17 protein-coding genes and 2 pseudogenes are annotated in these 18,437 nt (G+C 48.9%); 9 read left to right on the forward strand and 10 right to left on the reverse strand.

Going from position 1 to position 18,437, the window contains the following annotated elements; genetic code table 11:
- Together CBW42_RS12190 and CBW42_RS12195 are read right to left on the reverse strand one after the other, a co-directional pair.
- Positions 1 to 321, reverse strand: a pseudogene (locus tag CBW42_RS12190) (transposase); the annotation flags it as partial.
- Positions 322 to 590: 269 nt separating this feature from the next.
- The gene (locus CBW42_RS12195) at positions 591 to 1,763 is read right to left on the reverse strand and encodes an iron-containing alcohol dehydrogenase (protein ID WP_087021978.1); all 1,173 of its coding nucleotides are present in this window, start codon (positions 1,761 to 1,763) and stop codon (positions 591 to 593) included.
- A gap of 135 nt (positions 1,764 to 1,898) precedes the next feature.
- On the opposite strand from CBW42_RS12195, the gene CBW42_RS12200 reads away from it, so the two are divergent.
- The gene (locus CBW42_RS12200) at positions 1,899 to 2,342 is read left to right on the forward strand and encodes a MerR family transcriptional regulator (protein ID WP_087021981.1); all 444 of its coding nucleotides are present in this window, start codon (positions 1,899 to 1,901) and stop codon (positions 2,340 to 2,342) included.
- A gap of 444 nt (positions 2,343 to 2,786) precedes the next feature.
- Here CBW42_RS12200 and radA read toward each other — a convergent pair whose 3' ends face one another.
- The 3 genes from radA to CBW42_RS12215 all read right to left on the reverse strand — a co-directional run bounded on the left by radA (position 2,787) and on the right by CBW42_RS12215 (position 6,386).
- Complete coding sequence (gene radA, locus CBW42_RS15265) at positions 2,787 to 5,066, reverse strand: DNA repair protein RadA (RefSeq protein ID WP_330395862.1); 2,280 nt, start codon at positions 5,064 to 5,066, stop codon at positions 2,787 to 2,789.
- Positions 5,059 to 5,541 carry a DUF6323 family protein gene (locus CBW42_RS12210; RefSeq protein ID WP_087021984.1) on the reverse strand — a complete coding sequence of 161 codons (483 nt, stop codon included), beginning with the start codon at positions 5,539 to 5,541 and terminating at the stop codon, positions 5,059 to 5,061. The genes radA and CBW42_RS12210 overlap by 8 nt, the downstream gene beginning before the upstream one ends.
- Positions 5,542 to 5,672: 131 nt before the next feature.
- Positions 5,673 to 6,386, reverse strand: coding sequence for an N-acetylmuramoyl-L-alanine amidase (locus tag CBW42_RS12215; RefSeq protein WP_133058312.1), 714 nt, complete (start codon positions 6,384 to 6,386; stop codon positions 5,673 to 5,675).
- A gap of 105 nt (positions 6,387 to 6,491) precedes the next feature.
- On the opposite strand from CBW42_RS12215, the gene CBW42_RS12220 reads away from it, so the two are divergent.
- From CBW42_RS12220 to CBW42_RS14390, 3 genes and pseudogenes are all read left to right on the forward strand, one after another.
- Positions 6,492 to 7,145: a hypothetical protein gene (locus tag CBW42_RS12220; RefSeq protein ID WP_087021990.1), complete on the forward strand. Its 654-nt coding sequence runs from the start codon at positions 6,492 to 6,494 to the stop codon at positions 7,143 to 7,145.
- Between the two features lie 279 nt (positions 7,146 to 7,424).
- Positions 7,425 to 8,780, forward strand: coding sequence for a 23S rRNA (uracil(1939)-C(5))-methyltransferase RlmD (gene rlmD, locus CBW42_RS12225; RefSeq protein WP_087021993.1), 1,356 nt, complete (start codon positions 7,425 to 7,427; stop codon positions 8,778 to 8,780).
- 260 nt (positions 8,781 to 9,040) lie between these two features.
- A pseudogene (locus CBW42_RS14390) lies at positions 9,041 to 9,154 on the forward strand (IS5/IS1182 family transposase); the annotation flags it as partial.
- Positions 9,155 to 9,548: 394 nt separating this feature from the next.
- On the opposite strand, the gene malQ reads toward CBW42_RS14390, so the two are convergent.
- The 4 genes from malQ to CBW42_RS12245 all read right to left on the reverse strand — a co-directional run bounded on the left by malQ (position 9,549) and on the right by CBW42_RS12245 (position 15,280).
- Positions 9,549 to 11,057, reverse strand: coding sequence for a 4-alpha-glucanotransferase (gene malQ / locus CBW42_RS12230; RefSeq protein WP_087021997.1), 1,509 nt, complete (start codon positions 11,055 to 11,057; stop codon positions 9,549 to 9,551).
- 64 nt (positions 11,058 to 11,121) lie between these two features.
- Positions 11,122 to 11,952 carry an endonuclease/exonuclease/phosphatase family protein gene (locus CBW42_RS12235; protein WP_087022000.1) on the reverse strand — a complete coding sequence of 277 codons (831 nt, stop codon included), beginning with the start codon at positions 11,950 to 11,952 and terminating at the stop codon, positions 11,122 to 11,124.
- Positions 11,953 to 12,053: 101 nt separating this feature from the next.
- Positions 12,054 to 14,237 (reverse strand): PTS transporter subunit IIBC, encoded by a 2,184-nt coding sequence (locus tag CBW42_RS12240; RefSeq protein ID WP_087022003.1) that lies wholly within the window; start codon positions 14,235 to 14,237, stop codon positions 12,054 to 12,056.
- A 470-nt stretch (positions 14,238 to 14,707) separates the two neighbouring features.
- Positions 14,708 to 15,280, reverse strand: coding sequence for a transposase (locus CBW42_RS12245; protein ID WP_087022010.1), 573 nt, complete (start codon positions 15,278 to 15,280; stop codon positions 14,708 to 14,710).
- A gap of 142 nt (positions 15,281 to 15,422) precedes the next feature.
- Here CBW42_RS12245 and CBW42_RS12250 point away from each other — a divergent pair, with 142 nt between their 5' ends.
- The 5 genes from CBW42_RS12250 to CBW42_RS15450 all read left to right on the forward strand — a co-directional run bounded on the left by CBW42_RS12250 (position 15,423) and on the right by CBW42_RS15450 (position 18,313).
- Positions 15,423 to 16,253, forward strand: coding sequence for a LacI family DNA-binding transcriptional regulator (locus CBW42_RS12250; protein ID WP_407922975.1), 831 nt, complete (start codon positions 15,423 to 15,425; stop codon positions 16,251 to 16,253).
- A complete protein-coding gene (locus CBW42_RS15440) occupies positions 16,181 to 16,474 on the forward strand; it encodes a substrate-binding domain-containing protein (RefSeq protein WP_407922976.1) in 294 nt (97 codons plus the stop codon). Before CBW42_RS12250 ends, CBW42_RS15440 begins: the two co-directional genes overlap by 73 nt.
- A gap of 33 nt (positions 16,475 to 16,507) precedes the next feature.
- Positions 16,508 to 17,449, forward strand: coding sequence for an ROK family glucokinase (locus tag CBW42_RS12255; protein WP_087021949.1), 942 nt, complete (start codon positions 16,508 to 16,510; stop codon positions 17,447 to 17,449).
- Between the two features lie 139 nt (positions 17,450 to 17,588).
- Positions 17,589 to 17,900, forward strand: coding sequence for a hypothetical protein (locus tag CBW42_RS15445; RefSeq protein ID WP_407922973.1), 312 nt, complete (start codon positions 17,589 to 17,591; stop codon positions 17,898 to 17,900).
- Positions 17,897 to 18,313: a transposase gene (locus tag CBW42_RS15450; RefSeq protein WP_407922977.1), complete on the forward strand. Its 417-nt coding sequence runs from the start codon at positions 17,897 to 17,899 to the stop codon at positions 18,311 to 18,313. The genes CBW42_RS15445 and CBW42_RS15450 overlap by 4 nt, the downstream gene beginning before the upstream one ends.
- On the opposite strand, the gene CBW42_RS14840 is transcribed toward CBW42_RS15450, so the two are convergent.
- Positions 18,249 to 18,437: hypothetical protein (locus CBW42_RS14840; protein ID WP_205703640.1), on the reverse strand; the 189-nt coding region annotated here is incomplete at its 5' end. The genes CBW42_RS15450 and CBW42_RS14840 overlap by 65 nt on opposite strands.

Genomic DNA, 18,437 nt, shown 5'->3' on the forward strand with positions numbered 1-18,437 from the left:
CCCATACTGCTGAATAAATCGATAAGCCGCTAATCGATTTCCTTCGCAAAGAATGCCGCCGCTTTTTTTAGGAAGTCATTTTCCTTCTGAAGTTCTGCCAACTGCTTTTTCAATTGCAGATTCTCCTTCATGTAATCATAATCAGCTTTGGCTTCTTCATTTGTTTGGCATTCTTTGCGGAACTGCTTGATCCAGATAGATATACTTGCCTTGATACACCATATTCGCAGCAAGCCCTTTGAGGGTTCTTCCCTCCTCAAGATGAAGACGAACTATCTTCTTCTTGAATTCTGGTTCATAGTGTTTACTCATTTGTGACATACCTCGTTTCCTCCTAAGATTATATCCTATTAGGTCGAGGTGTTACAACTATATTATATCACAACACTCCGCCTTCACCATTTAAATATGCCATAACAACTTTTTTCTTAAATTCGAAGCTATATTTAGCCATAAAAATACCGACCTCCCAATCGTTAGATTTTTAGGTCTAACTTTTGGGGGTCGGTACAATCGGGTGGTATCGCTGTTTTGCGCCCAGTCAGGTTCCCGCCAAAACAGGCGGATCATTCAAATTTGATGCCAGTTTCTCAGCGGTATGCCTTTTCAAAGATTGCCGCACACTCCTCATCAGACAGCGGCACACGATCCGCATGGAACAGTCCGCCCATGGTCGCGCGCGCATTCTGTGCCAGCGTCATGAACTCATCCGGCTGAATGCCGTAGTCTGACATTTTCAGATTGTCTACGCCGCATGCCTTCTGGAGATCGGCCAGAACGGTGAGGAAATCTTCCGGCTTGTCGGCATCCGGCTTGCCGAGCGCCTGTGCCATGCGGATAAACCGGTCATCACAGGCATGCTTGAAGATAAAATGCTCGTAATACGGCAGGGAAATCATAATCAGGCCTGCGCCGTGGGGCAGATCATGGTGATAGGCGCTCATTGCGTGCTCCATGGAATGCTCACTCGTGCAGGCACTCAACGTCATAACGGCACCGGACAAGGTGTTCGCAAACGCAACATGCTCACGTGCTTCCATGTCCGAGCCATCCTGTACCGCGCGCGCCAGATAAGTACCGATATTTTCAATCGCAGTTAGTGCATACATATCACTCATAAGGTTCGCTGTACCGGCAATATAGCACTCCGTGCTGTGGAACAGCGCGTCAAAGCCCTGATAAGCCGTGAACTTCGGCGGAACAGACTTCATCAGCTCCGGATCCACGATCGCGGTGCACGGGAACAGGCGGTCATCACCGCCAAAGCCAATCTTTTCGTTGGTTTCCTCGTTGGAAATGACACCGTACTGGTCAACTTCACTGCCAGTGCCTGCCGTGGTCGTGATTGCAACAATCGGCAGCGGATCATTCGGAATACGCTGCCCTTTGCCGGTGCCGCCATATACATAATCCCACAGATCGCCGTCATTGGTCGCCATTGTTGCAATTGCCTTGGAAGCATCCATGACACTGCCGCCGCCAAGTGCAACAATAAAATCGCAGCCATTTTCCTTCGCAAACGCGCCGCCTTCCATAACAGTAGACTTGAGCGGGTTCGCCATAATCTTATCAAATACCACCGATTCAACACCTGCTTTGTCCAGCTCTGCAATGGTGCGGTCAAGTGAACCGTTTGCCCGGGTCGATTTGCCATTTGAAATTACGATCATCGCTTTTTTCCCCGGCATCTTCTGACGGGACAGCTTGTTCAGCATACCGGCGCCGAACACAATTCTGGTTGGTACATACATACGAAAGCTCATCCGGTTTTCCTCCTCGTTGACAGTAAAAATAGAACGTGGTACACTTTTTCTGTAAGCTCAAGTAAATTATACGACTTAAAGTTAACTTTAAGTCAAGCCCTCTTTTTGAACTTCTTCCAAAAAGGAGAGAACAGCATGTTTTATACAGTCGGAGAGATGGCAAAACGCATGCATGTCGCCCCCTCCACTCTGCGGTACTATGACAAAGAAGGTCTCCTGCCCTTTGTCGAGCGCTCGGACAGTGGTATTCGTATGTTCAAGGATTCGGATTTTGAATGGCTGAACATCATTGAATGTCTCAAAAACACCGGCATGTCGATCAAAGATATCAAAATTTTTATCGACTGGTGCATGGAGGGCGACCAAACCATTCCGCAGCGGCTGGAGCTGATTCAGGCACAACAGGCAGTGGTCGAGCAGAATATACAGAAAATGCAGGATCATCTGCAAATGCTCCGATACAAACGCTGGTATTATGAAACGGCCAAGGCCGCCGGCACCTGTGAAGCTCTGCGCACCATCAAGCCGGAGGATGTCCCGGAGGAATTCCGCAGATTCCATCATCCCAAAGCAGAATAACTGAAAACAGATGGCTTCCCAGCGCAGGAAGACCATCTGTTTTTATTTTCAACTATTATTTACCGCATTTCCTGCTTGCGGAATGCCGCATACAGGATAGAAAGAATGCAGCGCCCACTTAGATTTATATATCGTCGTAAAAAGCGCAGAATCAGAGTTTTTTCAGTTAAATCGGCAGTTTTTGCAATGCAGTAAAGATATATACCTTTACATCTATTTTGTCTGTAATATCATCGCTGAATGCAATGAATTCCCCAGAGATACGGCATATGCTCTGCCGTACCGACTTTTGCAGGGATTTCCCGAAATGATATACAGATAATTCTTCGCCTTTCCGTAATGCCGGTATTGCGCAGATGGCAGAAGAAGCGTGAAAAGATTTCCTGTGCCGCGTCCTACGCCTCCTCGCTGTCATACATAGGTCATATAAAGCCATGCATGACTTTACTTCTTCGTACTGAATGCTGCGCCGATTGCCTGCGCAATATTCTGCGTCTGGATGATGTGGAATCCATCGGGCACTTGTATGCGGCCAATGTCCTGCTTCGGCATGATGCAGGTCGAAAAGCCGAGCCGGATGGCCTCGTGAATGCGCTGTGTTGCGGCAGTCACAGCGCGCAGTTCGCCGGTCAGGCCGACCTCTCCAAACGCCATCACGCCCTCCGGCAGCGGTTGATCGCGATAGCTGGATGCAACAGCCAGGGCAATCGGCAGGTCAATTGCAGGTTCGTCCAGCCGCATGCCACCGATGACGTTGATATACGTATCACTTGCAGACAAGTACAGTCCGACGCGCTTTTCCAGAATGGCCAGCAGCAGCACCATGCGGTTGTAATCGACACCTGCCGACATGCGGCGCGGTGTGCCATAGGCAGTTTTGGTAACGAGTGCCTGAATTTCTGCAAGAATCGGACGGCTGCCTTCTATGGTGCATGCGATGCAGTTGCCCGATGCATCGGTCGGATGCCCGGACAGCATTGCTGCGGACGGATTCGGAACTTCGATCAGGCCGCAGTCGCTCATTTCAAACACACCGATTTCATTCGTCGAACCAAAGCGGTTCTTCGCCGCACGCAGACAGCGGAAAGAAATCTGCTTTTCTCCCTCAAAATACAACACACAGTCGACCATATGCTCCAGAATTTTTGGACCCGCAAGTGTGCCCTCCTTGTTGACATGTCCGACAATAAAAATAGTGACACCGCGCCGCTTGGCATATTGCATCAATGTCATCGCGCATTCCTTGATCTGCGTCGTGTTACCCGGCGCGCTGCTCAGATCAGATTTATACACCGTCTGAATAGAGTCGACAATGAGGACATCCGGCTGCAAAATATCAGTTTCTTCAATGATTTCCTCCAGATCGGTCTCTGCCAGCACAAACAGGTCAGAAGAGGAGATATGAAGACGATCGGCACGCAGGCGGATCTGCCGCAGCGATTCCTCACCTGAAACATAGAGTACCTTTGCCTGTCGGCACATTTCCTGACACATTTGCAGCAACAATGTGGATTTGCCGATGCCCGGCTCACCGCCGACCAGCACAAAGCTCCCCTTTACTGCGCCGCCGCCCAGCACACGGTCGAGCTCGGAAATACCGGTGTGGAAGCGTAATTCCTCCTGGGTTTCAATCGCACTGATTTCCAGCGGCTTATTGCGGCGCCGGTCGGTTTTTGCCAACGTACCGCGCGGCGCCGCCTGTTTTGCCTCACGGAATTCCTCCATGGTATTCCATGCGCCGCAGGACGGGCATTTTCCGTACCATTTCGCGCTTTCATAACCGCATTCTGAGCATAAAAATGATGATTTCTGTTTCATAAGCTTCCTTTCAGCAGGTGTCTGTGTGATTTCCGGAAGGGAAAATCCCCGAAAGCCGTCCGGCGTGCGCACGGCGGAAATCCGCGGTACCAACCGCTCCGCATAAGCCTGCAAATATTCTTTCGCCGGAACAGACTGCATGTCCAGCTGCTCTGACAGCACATGCGCCGCCCGGCATAGCATCTGTTTGATTTCATCCGTCGGCTTGCCGGAAAAACACGCCTGCAATGCCGCATCACCCTCCGGTGGAATTTTGAGTCCCAGCACTTCCCGGCCCAGCAGCACACACCCCAGTGCATTCGCCGCAACCGGCTCATACAGGTTAACCAGCAGTTCGTTATAATCCGGGCAAAAGCTGTTCAGAACCGGAAGCAATGCCTGTTTGGAAAACAAACACAAAAATCCGTTTTCTATTGCAAGATGCTCCAGATAACAGTTGACATAATCGATGCCGCACAGCTGCTCCGATACCGGTATGCTGAGCTGATAATCAATGTCACCCGGAATCTGATGGGAGAACAGACGCGGATTATATCGCTTCCAGAACGTACCGATACCGCCGAGCGTATCCATCATGGAACGATTTTTGATCGGCGGCAGATGGTCGCATATCTCCTGCCACAGAGCTTTGCCATATGCCTGCTTGCGCCTGATACGCCGGATACCTTCCATCAGCGCTTCCGTGCCGTCACAATGCAGCAGCACACGTATGCCATCTTCCAGCTGTTCCAGACAGAAGCACACCGAATTGAGCAGCTCACCTGCCAGTTCTGCAGGGACAGAACTGCTCTCTCCAGCGGTATATCGTTCTGCCTGCATTGCAACAAGTGCATACAATTGCCGCTGAACAATCACTACCTGTTCTGCGGTCAGCTCCCCAGCGGCAAAAATCATGGCGTCATTCATCGTTCCACCCCGTACTTTCCTGCTCCCACAGCGTGCTACACAGGCTGCCGGTTCGGACAATCCGATAGATGGTGTCCCGATCTGCATCCATCAAGCCAGTCAGATCTCCATGTACAGCTTCATTATATATCAGCTGCATCGCTTCGACAAGTTCATCATCGGAAACCCGTTCCATACAATCTGTTTTCAGATGATAAAACAGCTCCTGCAATTTCGTCAGTGTGTCAGCATAGTTTTCCTGCACCAGATAGGGGGAATCGCAAAAGGCGTGCACCAGCTTTTCCAGCACACCTGTTCCGAACTCCACACGCCCGGAGGCTCGCAAGGCTTCGATATGCCGCACTGCCAACTGCTCCATCTGTGCTTCCGAAAGGGAAAGACCGTATTGCTCTGAAAATCGGTTGCAGCACACCAGTTCTGTCCTGTACTGTTCAAGCTGTACCGACTGAAAAAATATCTGTAATTCCTGCATCATCATGTACCTCCCTATCCTTCATACCGCATTGGGAGATGGATTACAAGACTTGAAAAATTTACAATTTTGTGGTAATATAAATGCAGTAAGAGGGAAGAAAAAATTTTTTCTTCCCTCTTTTTTACGAATTTTCAGGATTGTTCTGCATATTGCAGGCAGCCGTCAATAATACACAGAGCAAGGCGCTTCTGATAGTCGTCCTGCGCCAACAGACGTGCCTCCTCTGCATTGGACAGAAATCCGCATTCTACGATTACAGCCGGACAGGTTAATGTCTTCATCAGATAAATGCTGTCCGCTGCCTGCTTCGCTTGCCGCTCCCGGACAGGCGATAAGCCGCGTGTCAGAGTACTCTGAATCTGCTGTGCCAGCAACTGTCCCTCCGGATTATTCTTCGACCAGAAGACCTGTGCGCCGGAATAAGAGGAATCCGTAAACTTGTTGAGATGGACGGACAAAAAAATCGGATTGCGCACGCTGTTTGTAATACGTACGCGTGCATGGATATCAGCCACTTTGTTGGCACGGATACTCTGTTCCGGGTCGTAATCGATGGAGTTTCCGTCTTCACGTGTCAGCATGGTGTGCAGGCCGAACAGTCCGGCAAAGGCTTCACATTTTCGTACAATCGCAAGATTGATGTCCTGCTCCATCGTGCCGTCCTCCGCCACCGCACCGCCGTCCATTCCGCCATGCCCGGCATCTAAAACCAGAATATTTTGATACGTGTGCGGTGCAAACGCACTGATTGCCTGAAAAACATCCCGATATGTCAGTGTCGCTGCGAGCACTGCAATTATTGCAATTGCTGCCAGAATGATGCGCTTCTGCTTCCATATACTCATATCCACAGCAACTCCCTCCCGCAAAAGATATGATGCGTTTTTCTACAATATGTGTTATACTGTAAATGCTATTTTGCCATTTCCGGAAAGGAGTGATACTGACTGATGCGGCAAAGACAACAGCTATTTCTCAGTATCAATCGCATTTTTTTGCTTTTGTATGCTCCGCTGAGCGTTGCACTCGGCGTCTATTATCTGTTTACAGGAAATCTTATCCATGCCATGCTCTCTGTATGCACGGTGCTCTGGCTTGTGCTTCCCCATGTAATCCATCATACCCTTCATCTAAAGCCCGGACAACTGCTGCTCTTCTTTTATTATGTGTTTATTCTGTTCGGTTATTCCGGTGGAATCGTTCTGTCATTTTCACAAAAAATTCCACTATATGATGAACTGATCTATCTGACAGGCGGCTTTCTGCTCTGCATCTTTGCTGCGGTTTTCTTCTGCTGTTTTATGAAGCAACGGCCTAAAAAACAAAATATGAAGTTTTCCAATCTCTTTTGTTTTTGTTTTGCCATGGCCGTCAGTACGGTCTGGAAACTGTTGCAAATCACGGCTATGCTTCTGGTTCTCAAGATTTCGCCTGGTGCATATGATGTCGTCTGTGATCTCACCTCCTGTCTGATTGGCGCAGCAGTTTACTGTTGCCTCACAGCACTTTATCTCTACCGTGATATTCATACTTATCCGCTATATGCGATTGAAGATTTTTCTGCATTAAATATTGAATCTACTGTTAAAATACTAAAAAAGTAAAAAACAACCGCCGATACATTTGATTTGTATCAGCGGTTGTTTTGCTTTGGGATGAATCTGCTGCGTCACCAGCAGATTCAGGGACACCCTGCTGCCGCACATCAGCGGCTTCCTCTATACACAGAATCTGTTTTTTTATTTTATCAGAGCACAGTAAAACTGTCAACATCCTGACGGAATCACAGTCACTTCGTAAAAAGTCGTAGATAGATGATTTATTCTATTGTGTTTCCATGATATAATAATAGCAATCAACAGTTTCTTTCATCGGAGGAAAGTATGGAAAAGAATAAAATTTATCGGGCAGAAATCATTGGTTATTCCGGTGATGGTTCTTCTATTGCCCGAATTCATGATATGGTTGTTTTTGTTCCCGGTGGTGCAGTCGGAGACCAATGTGATATCCGTATTGTCAAAGTTGCCAAAAACTATGCATTTGGACGAATTGAAAACATCATTGTATCATCTAAAAATCGCATTGAACCAGAATGTCCACATGCATCCAAATGTGGTGGCTGTTGTTATTGGCATTTGACCTATCTGGAGGAACTGCGTGCAAAAAAAAGAAAGGTACAAGATGCCATGCAGCGCATTGGTGGTGTAAAATTAGAACCAGAGGATGTCTGTGGTTCTGATCGAATCTATCATTACCGCAACAAAGCGCAGTATCCTGTTGGGCGCAATGATGCCGGTGTTATTACCGGATTTTACCGTGCGCGCAGCCATGACATTATTCCGATGGAAGCGTGTCTCATTCAAACCGAAGCAGCGGATATGCTTGCCCGCTGTGTACGCCAATGGATGACAGATAATCATATTGCACCATACAATGAAACGACACATAATGGGCTGATCCGACATATCTATGTGCGCACTGGCTTTGCAACCGGTCAGGTTCTGCTTTGTATCGTTACAAAAAGTCCAAAACTTCCTGCGATCGATGCGCTCGTTTCCGCAGCGAGAACTGCTGTCCCAGGGTTAGTCGGCATTGTACTGAACATCAACAAAAAAACCGGCAATGCAATTCTTGGAGATTCTTATGTCACTATCTGGGGCAGCGATACACTGGAAGATGTTTTGTGTGGAAATCATTTCCGTCTCTCCCCTGCCTCCTTCTATCAGGTAAACCGTGCACAGGCAGAGCGATTGTATGAAACAGCACTTGCGTATGCCGAACTGGACAATACGCAGACCGCGCTTGATCTCTACTGTGGTGCTGGCACCATTACCCTTGCACTTGCACGGGAAGCCAAGTCGGTAATCGGCGCGGAAATTGTCCCGCAAGCTGTAAAAAATGCAAAAGAAAATGCAAAGCTGAACAATATTACAAATGTAAAGTTTATCTGCGCCGATTCCGGCCAGGCCGCTTCTATGCTTGCCCACGAGGGTACACATCCTGATGTGATTGTAGTCGATCCTCCACGAAAAGGTTTGGATGCGGCAACCATAGATGCTGTTGGACAGATGCAGCCGAAACGATTGGTATATGTTTCCTGCGATCCGGCAACGCTTGCAAGAGATGTCAAGCTGTTGGGTGAAAAGGGATATAAGATAAAGAAATATAAGGTTTTTGACCTTTTCCCAAGGACAGCGCACGTCGAGACGGTCTGCTTGATGTCTCGCACCGAGGAATAAAGTGCGGAAAACTGCCTATTTCCGGTATTTTCACATACTTTTGAGGACTGATAGCAATACCACTCACCAATCGGTCGCAGTATATGGAAACATATCTATGCGCCCTCTAACATAACGAAAGAATTGAGTGTTCGGAATAGATGTCGGGTTTGACAACAATTCCGCAGTCACAACTGTTTTGTAGATTGAGTATGTGGAATGGATAACACAAAACATTGATATTCTATACGGTGTTTACACAAACTGGGGGGATTCTCCCCTTGCACTTGAAACGCTGGCGCGGAATTGCCACTCGATACGCCAAAAATACGGCTTCATTCCTTGCTGCTGTTCAAATTCGGTGCATCGCTATTTGGTGCACCATTTTGGCATGATCTCGTGTAGACACTATTTAATGTATATTGGTAATACGTTGCATACATCGCAAACAGCGTCACGATGACATATATGATCGTACTCTTTAACAGCGTACTCTTCATGGTGATTCCCTCCAGCTTTCCGTTCTCTTCTATGTACATTAGACAACAGCGGCAACCGTTTGTCATCCCGTTTTTCGGCCTATCTTTGTTAAATGGACAAATTTATGCGATATTAGGGAATGATTCGCAGGTGCGTAGCACGCAGTCCCACACCTACAAAAAAAGACGTGAGAGGACAAGTCTCACGTCTCTTATAGGGTAGTACGATTATTGCCTCCGCGGGGGAGGTTCTGAGGTGTTTTTCCGGTACACGCCGAACAACGTGCACCGGAAATGGAATAGGGGAAGTTTAAGAATTTGTCCAATTCATTCTGCCGTAACGCTTGGTGACTGTCAGTATGTGCTCCTTTAACTCGTCCGAAAGGGCATCCGCTGTGACGCGCCAACGCCAATTCTTGCCCAGTGTAGACGGCTGATTCATGCGGCTTCGATTGTTTAAGCCGAGATAATCCTGCAGCGGGATCATGCATGTCTTTGCATTGCTGCGCATGACCAGTGCGATCAGCGAATGATGCAGCTGCTTTTTCGGGGTGCGGTAATCACACAGATAGTCGCGCACCATGTCGCGCTCCTCCGGCAGGATGCTGTCCAGCCAGCCGTTGATCGTTTCATTGTCATGTGTGCCGGTATACGCAATGCTATTCTCCGGATAGTTATGCGGCAGATAATCGTTCGCCGATCCGGTATCGCGGGAGTCAAATGCAAATTCCAGTACCTTCATGCCCGGGAAACCGCTCTCGCGCACGAGCTGACGCACCGAATCTGTGACATAGCCCAGATCCTCTGCAATGACCTCGTGCCATCCCAGCTTCCGCTCCACGGTGCGGAACAGATCTATGCCCGGACCTTTGCTCCACCAACCGTTAATGGCATTGTCTGAGCCGTATGGGATCGAATAATATTCGTCAAAGCCGCGGAAATGGTCGATGCGCACCACATCGTACAGACGGAAACAATGCCACAGGCGAGTGACCCACCATTCATAGCCCGTCTGCGCATGGTACTCCCAACGATACAACGGATTGCCCCAAAGCTGTCCCGTCGCCGAAAAACCGTCCGGCGGACAGCCTGCAACTGCGGTCGGAACATTGTTCTCGTCCAACTGGAACAGCTCCGGATGTGCCCAGGTATCCGCACTGTCCATCGCCACATAGATCGGAATGTCGCCGATCAACTGAATTCCGTTTTGATTCGCATAGGCACGCAATGCCTCATACTGACGGAAAAATTTATACTGCAAATACTGATGAAATTCAATGTCAAAATACAGCTCTCTGCGGTAATAATCCATCGCAGGCGGGTAACGCAGACGAATATCCTGCGCCCATTCCGTCCATGGCTTGCCCTCAAAGCGATCCTTTACTGCCATGAACAGTGCATAGTCCGAAAGCCACCATTCGTTCTCACGCACAAAGTTCTGATAATCCTCGTTCCTGCTGATGTCACTGCGCTCATATGCCTTGCGCAGCAACGGATAACGGTTTTCATACAGCTTTTTATAATCAATGTCATGCGGCTTTTTGCCAAAATCTGCTGCATCACATTCCTCGCGCGTCAGGACACCCTCGTCAATCAATGCGTCCAGACTGATGAAATACGGGTTGCCTGCAAAGGTCGAGAACGACTGGTACGGGGAATCTCCATAGCTCGTCGGTCCAACCGGAAGGATCTGCCAATAGGTCTGTCCCGCCTCCTTCAGCCAGTCGACAAAATGATAGGCTGCCTCATCAAAACAGCCGATGCCATATTTCGACGGCAGACTGCTCACTGCTAACAATATTCCTGCTGCTCTGTTCATGCTGCGTTACACTCCTTTTCTTATCTCTGCGGTTTTCCAGTCCTTAGCTGCGTTTTCCCAGCACTTACTTTTTTAACGTGATCATTACACCAAAATGATCCGAGATCTTATCCTCTCCGCTGAATACAACCTCCGATTTTGCAATCGGTACCTTGCGGCTGCTCCATATCTGGTCGATCCGCATTCCGTTGCCGCACAATGCCGGATTCTCTAACTGATTGCGCCAGCCGTCGATTGCCTCCTGTACCGTGATCCCGCTGTCCTTTTCCTCCGCTAACAAATACGTATCATACCAGCCCGATTGCTGCACCAGCTCATAGCCCTGGCGCGGCAGCTCTGCCGGATTATTGAAGTCGCCCATCAGCCACACCGTCTCCGCGTGACGCAGCGTCTGCTGCGCTGCCTCCCACTGCTGCTGAAATGGATCGTCCTCATCGTTCCACCAGCCCATGTGCACCGTATAATACCATTCGTTCGCAATCTTTGCACCTAATATCGTTCGAGATTTCCAATTCTCATAGTCCGTGATCCGGCTGATATATCGGTAATGCGGATGCTCTAACTCATGACTCAGACTGACAATTGCCACGCCTTCATCATATTTCCCATATCCGATTTTTGCGGATACCCACGTCCAACTGCACGAGATTCCTACGTTCTGCAGTCGCAGCGCAACCTGTAATGCATGATTATCCGCACGAACCGGCACTGCAGCATTCGGACACGGACAATATCCCGCAAGCTCTTCTGCAATCGGTGCGTCTATCGACTGGTTTACCTCCTGCATCGCGATGATGTCCGGCTGCTCCTTGAGGATGAATGCAACAAATTGAATCAGTTTGTGCTCATAATCCTGCTCGACAAGGCTATGTGTGTTGATCGTCAGTATTTTCATACGCACCTCTCCTTAAATGCTCTGCAAGCCGGAAGGTGTTCACTCCCTCCGGCATTGCAGGTTACATTACAGTTTCTTTTTTTTCAGTCTGCACAATGGTCTTACAGAATATCGTTGATGTCTGATTTGAGAACGTCTGCCTTCGGGCCGTAGATCGCCTGAATACCGGTATCCTTCTTGACCAGTCCCAGTGCACCCTCTGCCTTCCATGCCGCTGTGTCGGCTACTAGGCTCGCATCCTTTACCGTCACGCGCAGTCTGGTCATACAAGCATCGACCAGTATGATGTTTTCGCGTCCGCCAAGCAGAGCGATGATGCGCTCCGGCTGACCGCTGCCGCCCTTGCCTGCAGAGGCGCCTGCGGATGTGCTTTCCTCATTCTCGTCGCTGTCATCCGTATAGTTGCCCAGTCTGCCCGGTGTTGCATACTTGAACTTGCCGATCATAAAATATGCGACAAAATAGCCGATGACAAAGAATGCGATACAACAGAGGATGAAATTGATGATGTCTCCGCCAAGTCCTGCCTTGAGCGACATCGGAACACGCGTGATGAATTCCAGATTGCCGAACGAATGCAGTCGCAGAGGGATGACACCTGCCATCGCAAAAGCACAGCCCTGCAGAACTGCATAGACCACATACAGCGGCAATGCACAGAACATGAACATGAATTCCAACGGCTCGGTAACACCCGTCAGAAATACTGCCAGTGCTGTCGAGAAGAACATGGAACGGTAATTCTTACGCTTATCGGCATCGACACGGCGATACATCGCCAGTGCAAAGCCCAGAAGCATTCCGGTTGCGCCGATCATCTGACCGACCTTGAAGCGCGCCGGTGTGACTGTGGTCAGCAGATTCTGATATGCTGCCATGTCGCCTGCATCCTTGAAGTTGATCAGGTCAGTGACCCATGCGAGCCACAGCGGATCCTGTCCGAATACCTGTGAACCGGCATTGACGCCTGTCATGATGGTATACGTTCCGCCAAAGGATGTATAGTTCATCGGAATGGTCAGCATATGATGCAGACCAAACGGCAGGAGCAATCGCTCCAAGGTACCATAGATGAACGGTGCCAGAATCGGTGAGGTATCCGACGAGTTTGCAATCCATACGCCAAAGGCATTGATGCCCGACTGGACGACCGGCCATACAACTGCCATAATCATCGAAATGACTACCGAGTATGCAATGACTGCCAACGGTACAAAACGCTTGCCGTTGAAGAACGATAGCGCATCCGGCAGCTTGCGGAAGTTATAAAACTTATTATATACAACACCGCCTACAAAGCCTGCGATGATGCCGATGAATACGCCCATATTCAGTGCCGGTGCACCCAGGATTGAGGTGAAGTAGTTCGATACCAGCATTTCCTGTCCGAACAGGGAATGTACCACCGCGTCGCTCGATGCGAGCATATCATTCGTTACGCCGAATACAGCACCGGTGATTCGGTTAATCAGAATAAATGCGATGACTGCCGCAAATGCGCCGCCTGCACGTTCCTTTGCCCACGAGCCGCCAATCGCTGCCGCAAACAGTATGTGCAGATTCGTGATGATCGCCCAGCCGATCTGCTCCATGGTACTGCCTATCGTCATAATCAGAGGCAGATCTGCTCCCACGATCTCCAACAGCTTGCCGAGTGACAGCATCAGTCCTGCCGCCGGCATAACTGCGATAACCGTCATCAACACTTTGCCCAGCTTTTGCAGAAAATCAAAGTTGATTCCCTTTTTCTTCGGCTCCTCCGTCTGCTGCGGTGCGGCAGGAGTGGAGGATGCTGCCTTTACCGGTGCTGCTGCCGATGCACACTCCTCCAGTGTCAGAACCGTGCTCTTGCCTGCCTTGACCGTGCCCGTTCCGCACGTGAGCTTGGTATTCTCCAGGTCGCTGCAGATCAAAACCGGCGTCGTCGTGCAGATGCCCTTTTCCTTGAGCAGCTTCATGTCAGCCTCTGCAATCAGCTGACCTTTCTTTACCTTCGTGCCTTCCGTGACATGGACCTTGAAGCCTTCACCCTTTAAGCTGACTGTCTCCAGTCCGAAATGAACCAGTACCTCTACGTCATCGTCCGTGCAAAAGCCGAATGCGTGCTGGGTTGCCGCCACTGACGTAAGCTCGCCATCCACCGGACTGTAGATCTTTCCGTCTGTCGGCTCGATCGCAATTCCGTCGCCCAGAACCTTTCCGGCAAATACCGGATCCGGAACCTTCTCGAGCGGAATGATTCGTCCGTTCAGCGGCGATAGAATCTCCTTCTTGTTGCCTTTCATTCCTTCTCAACTCCTTTTGCTTGATTGGCGCAATTGTTTGCACTTTGTTTGCGCTGTGATTGCGCTTAGTTGTGCTCCTGTTGCGTTTACTATAGCTCTTTTTTTCTCTATTTTCAAGCAAAATTCACAGATATTTCATATTTCTACGTTATTTACAAATTTAATTCGACTTTTTGTGCATTACTTATAGTAACATTTTCGATCATGTGCACAACGTCCAAAATTTATTGCGTAAATTTTGCGCAACTTATTTGCGCTTCTGTTTGACATTCCGACTATGACTTCGTATAATTATATCAAACTATTGTGATTTGTCATAACTAGGGAACCTCTGAATAAATAGCCTTTATTCTGTTCCCACTCGATACATTGCCGTTTTTGCGCTTGGTTAAGGCGATTTCATAGCGAAATAGCCGTTATTCTTCTGCTTTTCTGCTCCTTTTTCCGAAAAAGGGCAGACTACCCCTATATCAGGTTGTGGAAAGTTTTCGCCCGGCGATGGCGAGTGCGTACAAATTGGCACAGGCGAACATGGCGTACAGCCGATTCTCGTTTTTCATCATTCCATGATACATCGTTTTCTTGTAGCCGAACTGACACTTGATGATCCGAAACACATGCTCTACTTTGCACCGCACCGAGGATTTGCGGTTTTCGATAACCCGGTTGATTGCGTCAAAAAACAGCTTATTCAGCCCATTTTCTTCCAGAAGATGGCGGAATTTACACAGCATCGTTTCATCCGGCACCGCTTCCGTCATGAAGTCAATGCCTGTAAATTTCCGCATGGCATAGCTGTCGTAAATGGCATCCTCGGTTGCCGGGTCAGACAGGTTGAACCAGATCTGAAGCAGATACATCCGCAGCATTTTCTCAATTCCCATAGGAGGACGGCCTCGTTTTCCCTTGGGGTAGTAGGGTGCAATGACACCTACCCACTCATTCCAGGGGATGATCTCGTCCATGATTTCCAGAAATTCCTCCCGCTTGGTTTTCTTCTTGCGGAAGCTGTATTCCATGTCTGTAAATGTTTCCTGTTTTATTGTCATGCACCACCTTTGTTTTGATAGTCTTATTTTATCATATCCCCAACCTATATGGTGGTGAGAATTAAATCAGAGGTTCCCTAGCATGTTTATTACCTCACACTATATACTGTTTTTTCCAAATGGAGTGCAAATACTTATGTCTGTTACCATCAAAGATGTCGCCGCTTATGCCGGCGTTTCACCCTCTACGGTATCGCGCACCTGCAATGACCATCCCTCGATCAGTGCCGAAACAAAAAAACGCGTCCGCCAAGCCATGCTTGAGCTTGGATATGAAGCAGCTCCTCCGACAGGAAATCATTCTCGTCAGGAGCTAAAAAACATCGGCATCATTCTGCCGCCTTCCGCACGCGAGGTCTATGAGAATTCCTTCTACCTCGAGACCATCCGCGGCATCACGCAGTTCTGCAACGCGAGACAATACTCTGCCTCTGTCATCACCGGTCAAAACGATGATGAGACACTGGCTGCCATCCATTTCGCCGCGCAAAATGACAAGGTCGATGGTTTTATCCTCCTCTATTCCAGACAGGACGACAAAATCGTCGATGCGCTCTATGATGAGGGCTTGCTTTATGTCCTCATCGGCAAGCCGCAAAAATATGCCAATCAGACTATTTGCGTCGACAATGACAACGTTCTCGCCGGTCAGGAGGCAACAGAATATCTCTATCAATTAGGTCATCGCCGCATTGCATATCTCGGCAGTGACACCTCACTCGCTTTTTCTGCTGACCGCAAAGCCGGCTATCAGACCGCTTTGCTCCGCCATGATATTATGCCGGATCCTACTCTCTGCATCGAAATGAGCTGCTTATCACAGGAAACAGAACAAAATATCGCTGCAATGCTCTCTCATCCGACAGACCGACTGCCATCGTCGCAAGTGATGATATTCTCGCTACCACCTTTCTCTGCTTATGCAGCAAGCTCGGGTATTCCATTCCGCAGGATATATCGGTTGTAGCATTTAACAATTCGCTGTTCTCGCGGCTGACGCTCCCGCCGCTCACTACCATGGACATCAACTCCCTGCAGCTCGGCATCGAAGCCGCGTCTCAGCTCATCAATCATATCGAAAATCCCAATCTAGCCGCAACCAAAATTATCGTTCCCCATTATTTGCTCAAACGGAACAGTTGTATGCAATGGCATACCACACAGCGCGCATCCGACAACGAAAACTGATAGGACACAAAAATCACAGGAGGTCTGAACAACATGAAAACATATGCATTTGGTGTCGATTTGGGTGGCACTACCGTAAAGCTCGGTCTGTTTCGCACCGACAGCACTCTCATCGAAAAGTGGGAGATCGTCACCCGTACCGAAAATCATGGCGAGCATTTACTGCCTGATATTGCACAGTCGATTCATGAGAAAATGCTCGAAAAGTCCATTTCTTTGGATGAGGTCGCCGGTGTCGGCATGGGCGTTCCCGGTGCGGTGCTCCATGACAGCTATGTCAAGCCTTGCGTCAATCTCGACCAGTGGGGAGGAGAGATTGCGGCACAGTTATCCGCTCTTTGTCATGATCTGCCCGTCAAGATTGTTAACGATGCCAATGCCGCGGCTCTCGGTGAAATGGCAAACGGCAGCGGTAAGGGATACAAGAACCTCGTTATGATCACGCTTGGCACCGGTGTCGGCGGTGCCGTCATCGTCGATGGCAAGCTGATCGCCGGTGTACATGGTGCGGGCGGTGAGATCGGGCACATCAAGGTCGCTGAGCCGGGTGACGATGTTTGCGGCTGCGGCAAGTCCGGCTGCTTAGAACGTTTTTCCTCGGCTACCGGTGTCGTTCTGCGCGCGAAAAAGCTGCTTGAAGATGACAGCATTTCCTCCAAAATGAACAGCTTTGATCCGCTTACCTGCAAGGATGTCATCGACTGTGCAAAGGAAGGCGATGAGGCGGCGATGCAGGTCGTTGATTTGATGACCCGTATGCTCGGTAAGGCTTTGGCTATGGTTTCCTGTGTTGCCGATCCCGAAGTCGTTGTCATCGGCGGCGGTGTCTCCCGCGCCGGCAGCATCATTACAGACGGGATTCGCAAGTATTTCCTGCAATATGCGTTCCCTGCTACAGAGGATACGAGATTCGTTCTTGCTGAGCTGGGAAATGATGCCGGTATCTATGGCGCGGTACAGATGGTACTCGCATGAGAAGATTTATTTGGAAACTCCCTCGATGAGAGGGAGTTTCAGCCTGTAGAAAAACCCTAATATCTCACGCAGGGATTAGGGTTTCATGATATTTAGGGCAATACCGCATAATGATAATGATACGTATGGACGGTTCCGTATGTATCAGCTATTACAGCTTAAACAGCCTGAAGGGATATCTATTCCGAGCGAACGGACAGTCTACCGCATAATGGATAAAATTGGCTTTACTCACTGCTCGAAGAGAAAGCCTAATGGTATTACCAAAGCAGATCGGGAAGCGAGAAAATCTGATGATCTCCTCAAGAGAGATTTCCGTTCTGACGAACCTCTCAAAAAATGTGTTACCGACATAACTGAGATCAAGACTAAGGATGGAAAACTCTATGTTTCGGCCATCTTCGACTGCTTTGATTCCGGTGTCCTTGCCTTGCCATGGAAAAGAATATGAAAGCAACTCTCTGCGAACACACCCTGGATAATGCTATGCTGGCATATCCGAATCTCAGAGGAGCGATTATCCACAGTGATCGCGGAACACAGTACACCAGTAAACAATACAGAAAAACTATCGCTAAATATGGCATWYWACAGAGTATGAACAGCGCCGGAGGACGGTGCCACGATAATGCCCGCTGTGAAAGCATGTGGGCACGCATGAAGAGTGAATTGCTCTACGACCGCGATGATACAGAAAGCATGACCATCGCTGAACTAAAGGTTTTGATATGGAGGCATTTCATCAGTTACTGGAACAATAGGAGAATATTCACCACCAATGATGGTCTTCCTCCAATGGTTAAGCGGCAGAGATACTATGAATCACTGATGCAGGCAGCGTATGTATTGACATCTTTGAGATAAATGTGTCAACCAATATTGACAATATCAGTATGACGCAGCAATACGCTGCAACTAAACGCTTCGGCTTTGCATCCTCCAGTCCAGCTGTATTATCTGTTGACAGCACCGCTTGCAAATAATTGCA

This window comes from Butyricicoccus porcorum (assembly GCF_002157465.1).
GTDB classification, from domain to species: Bacteria; Bacillota; Clostridia; order Oscillospirales; family Butyricicoccaceae; genus Butyricicoccus_A; species Butyricicoccus_A porcorum.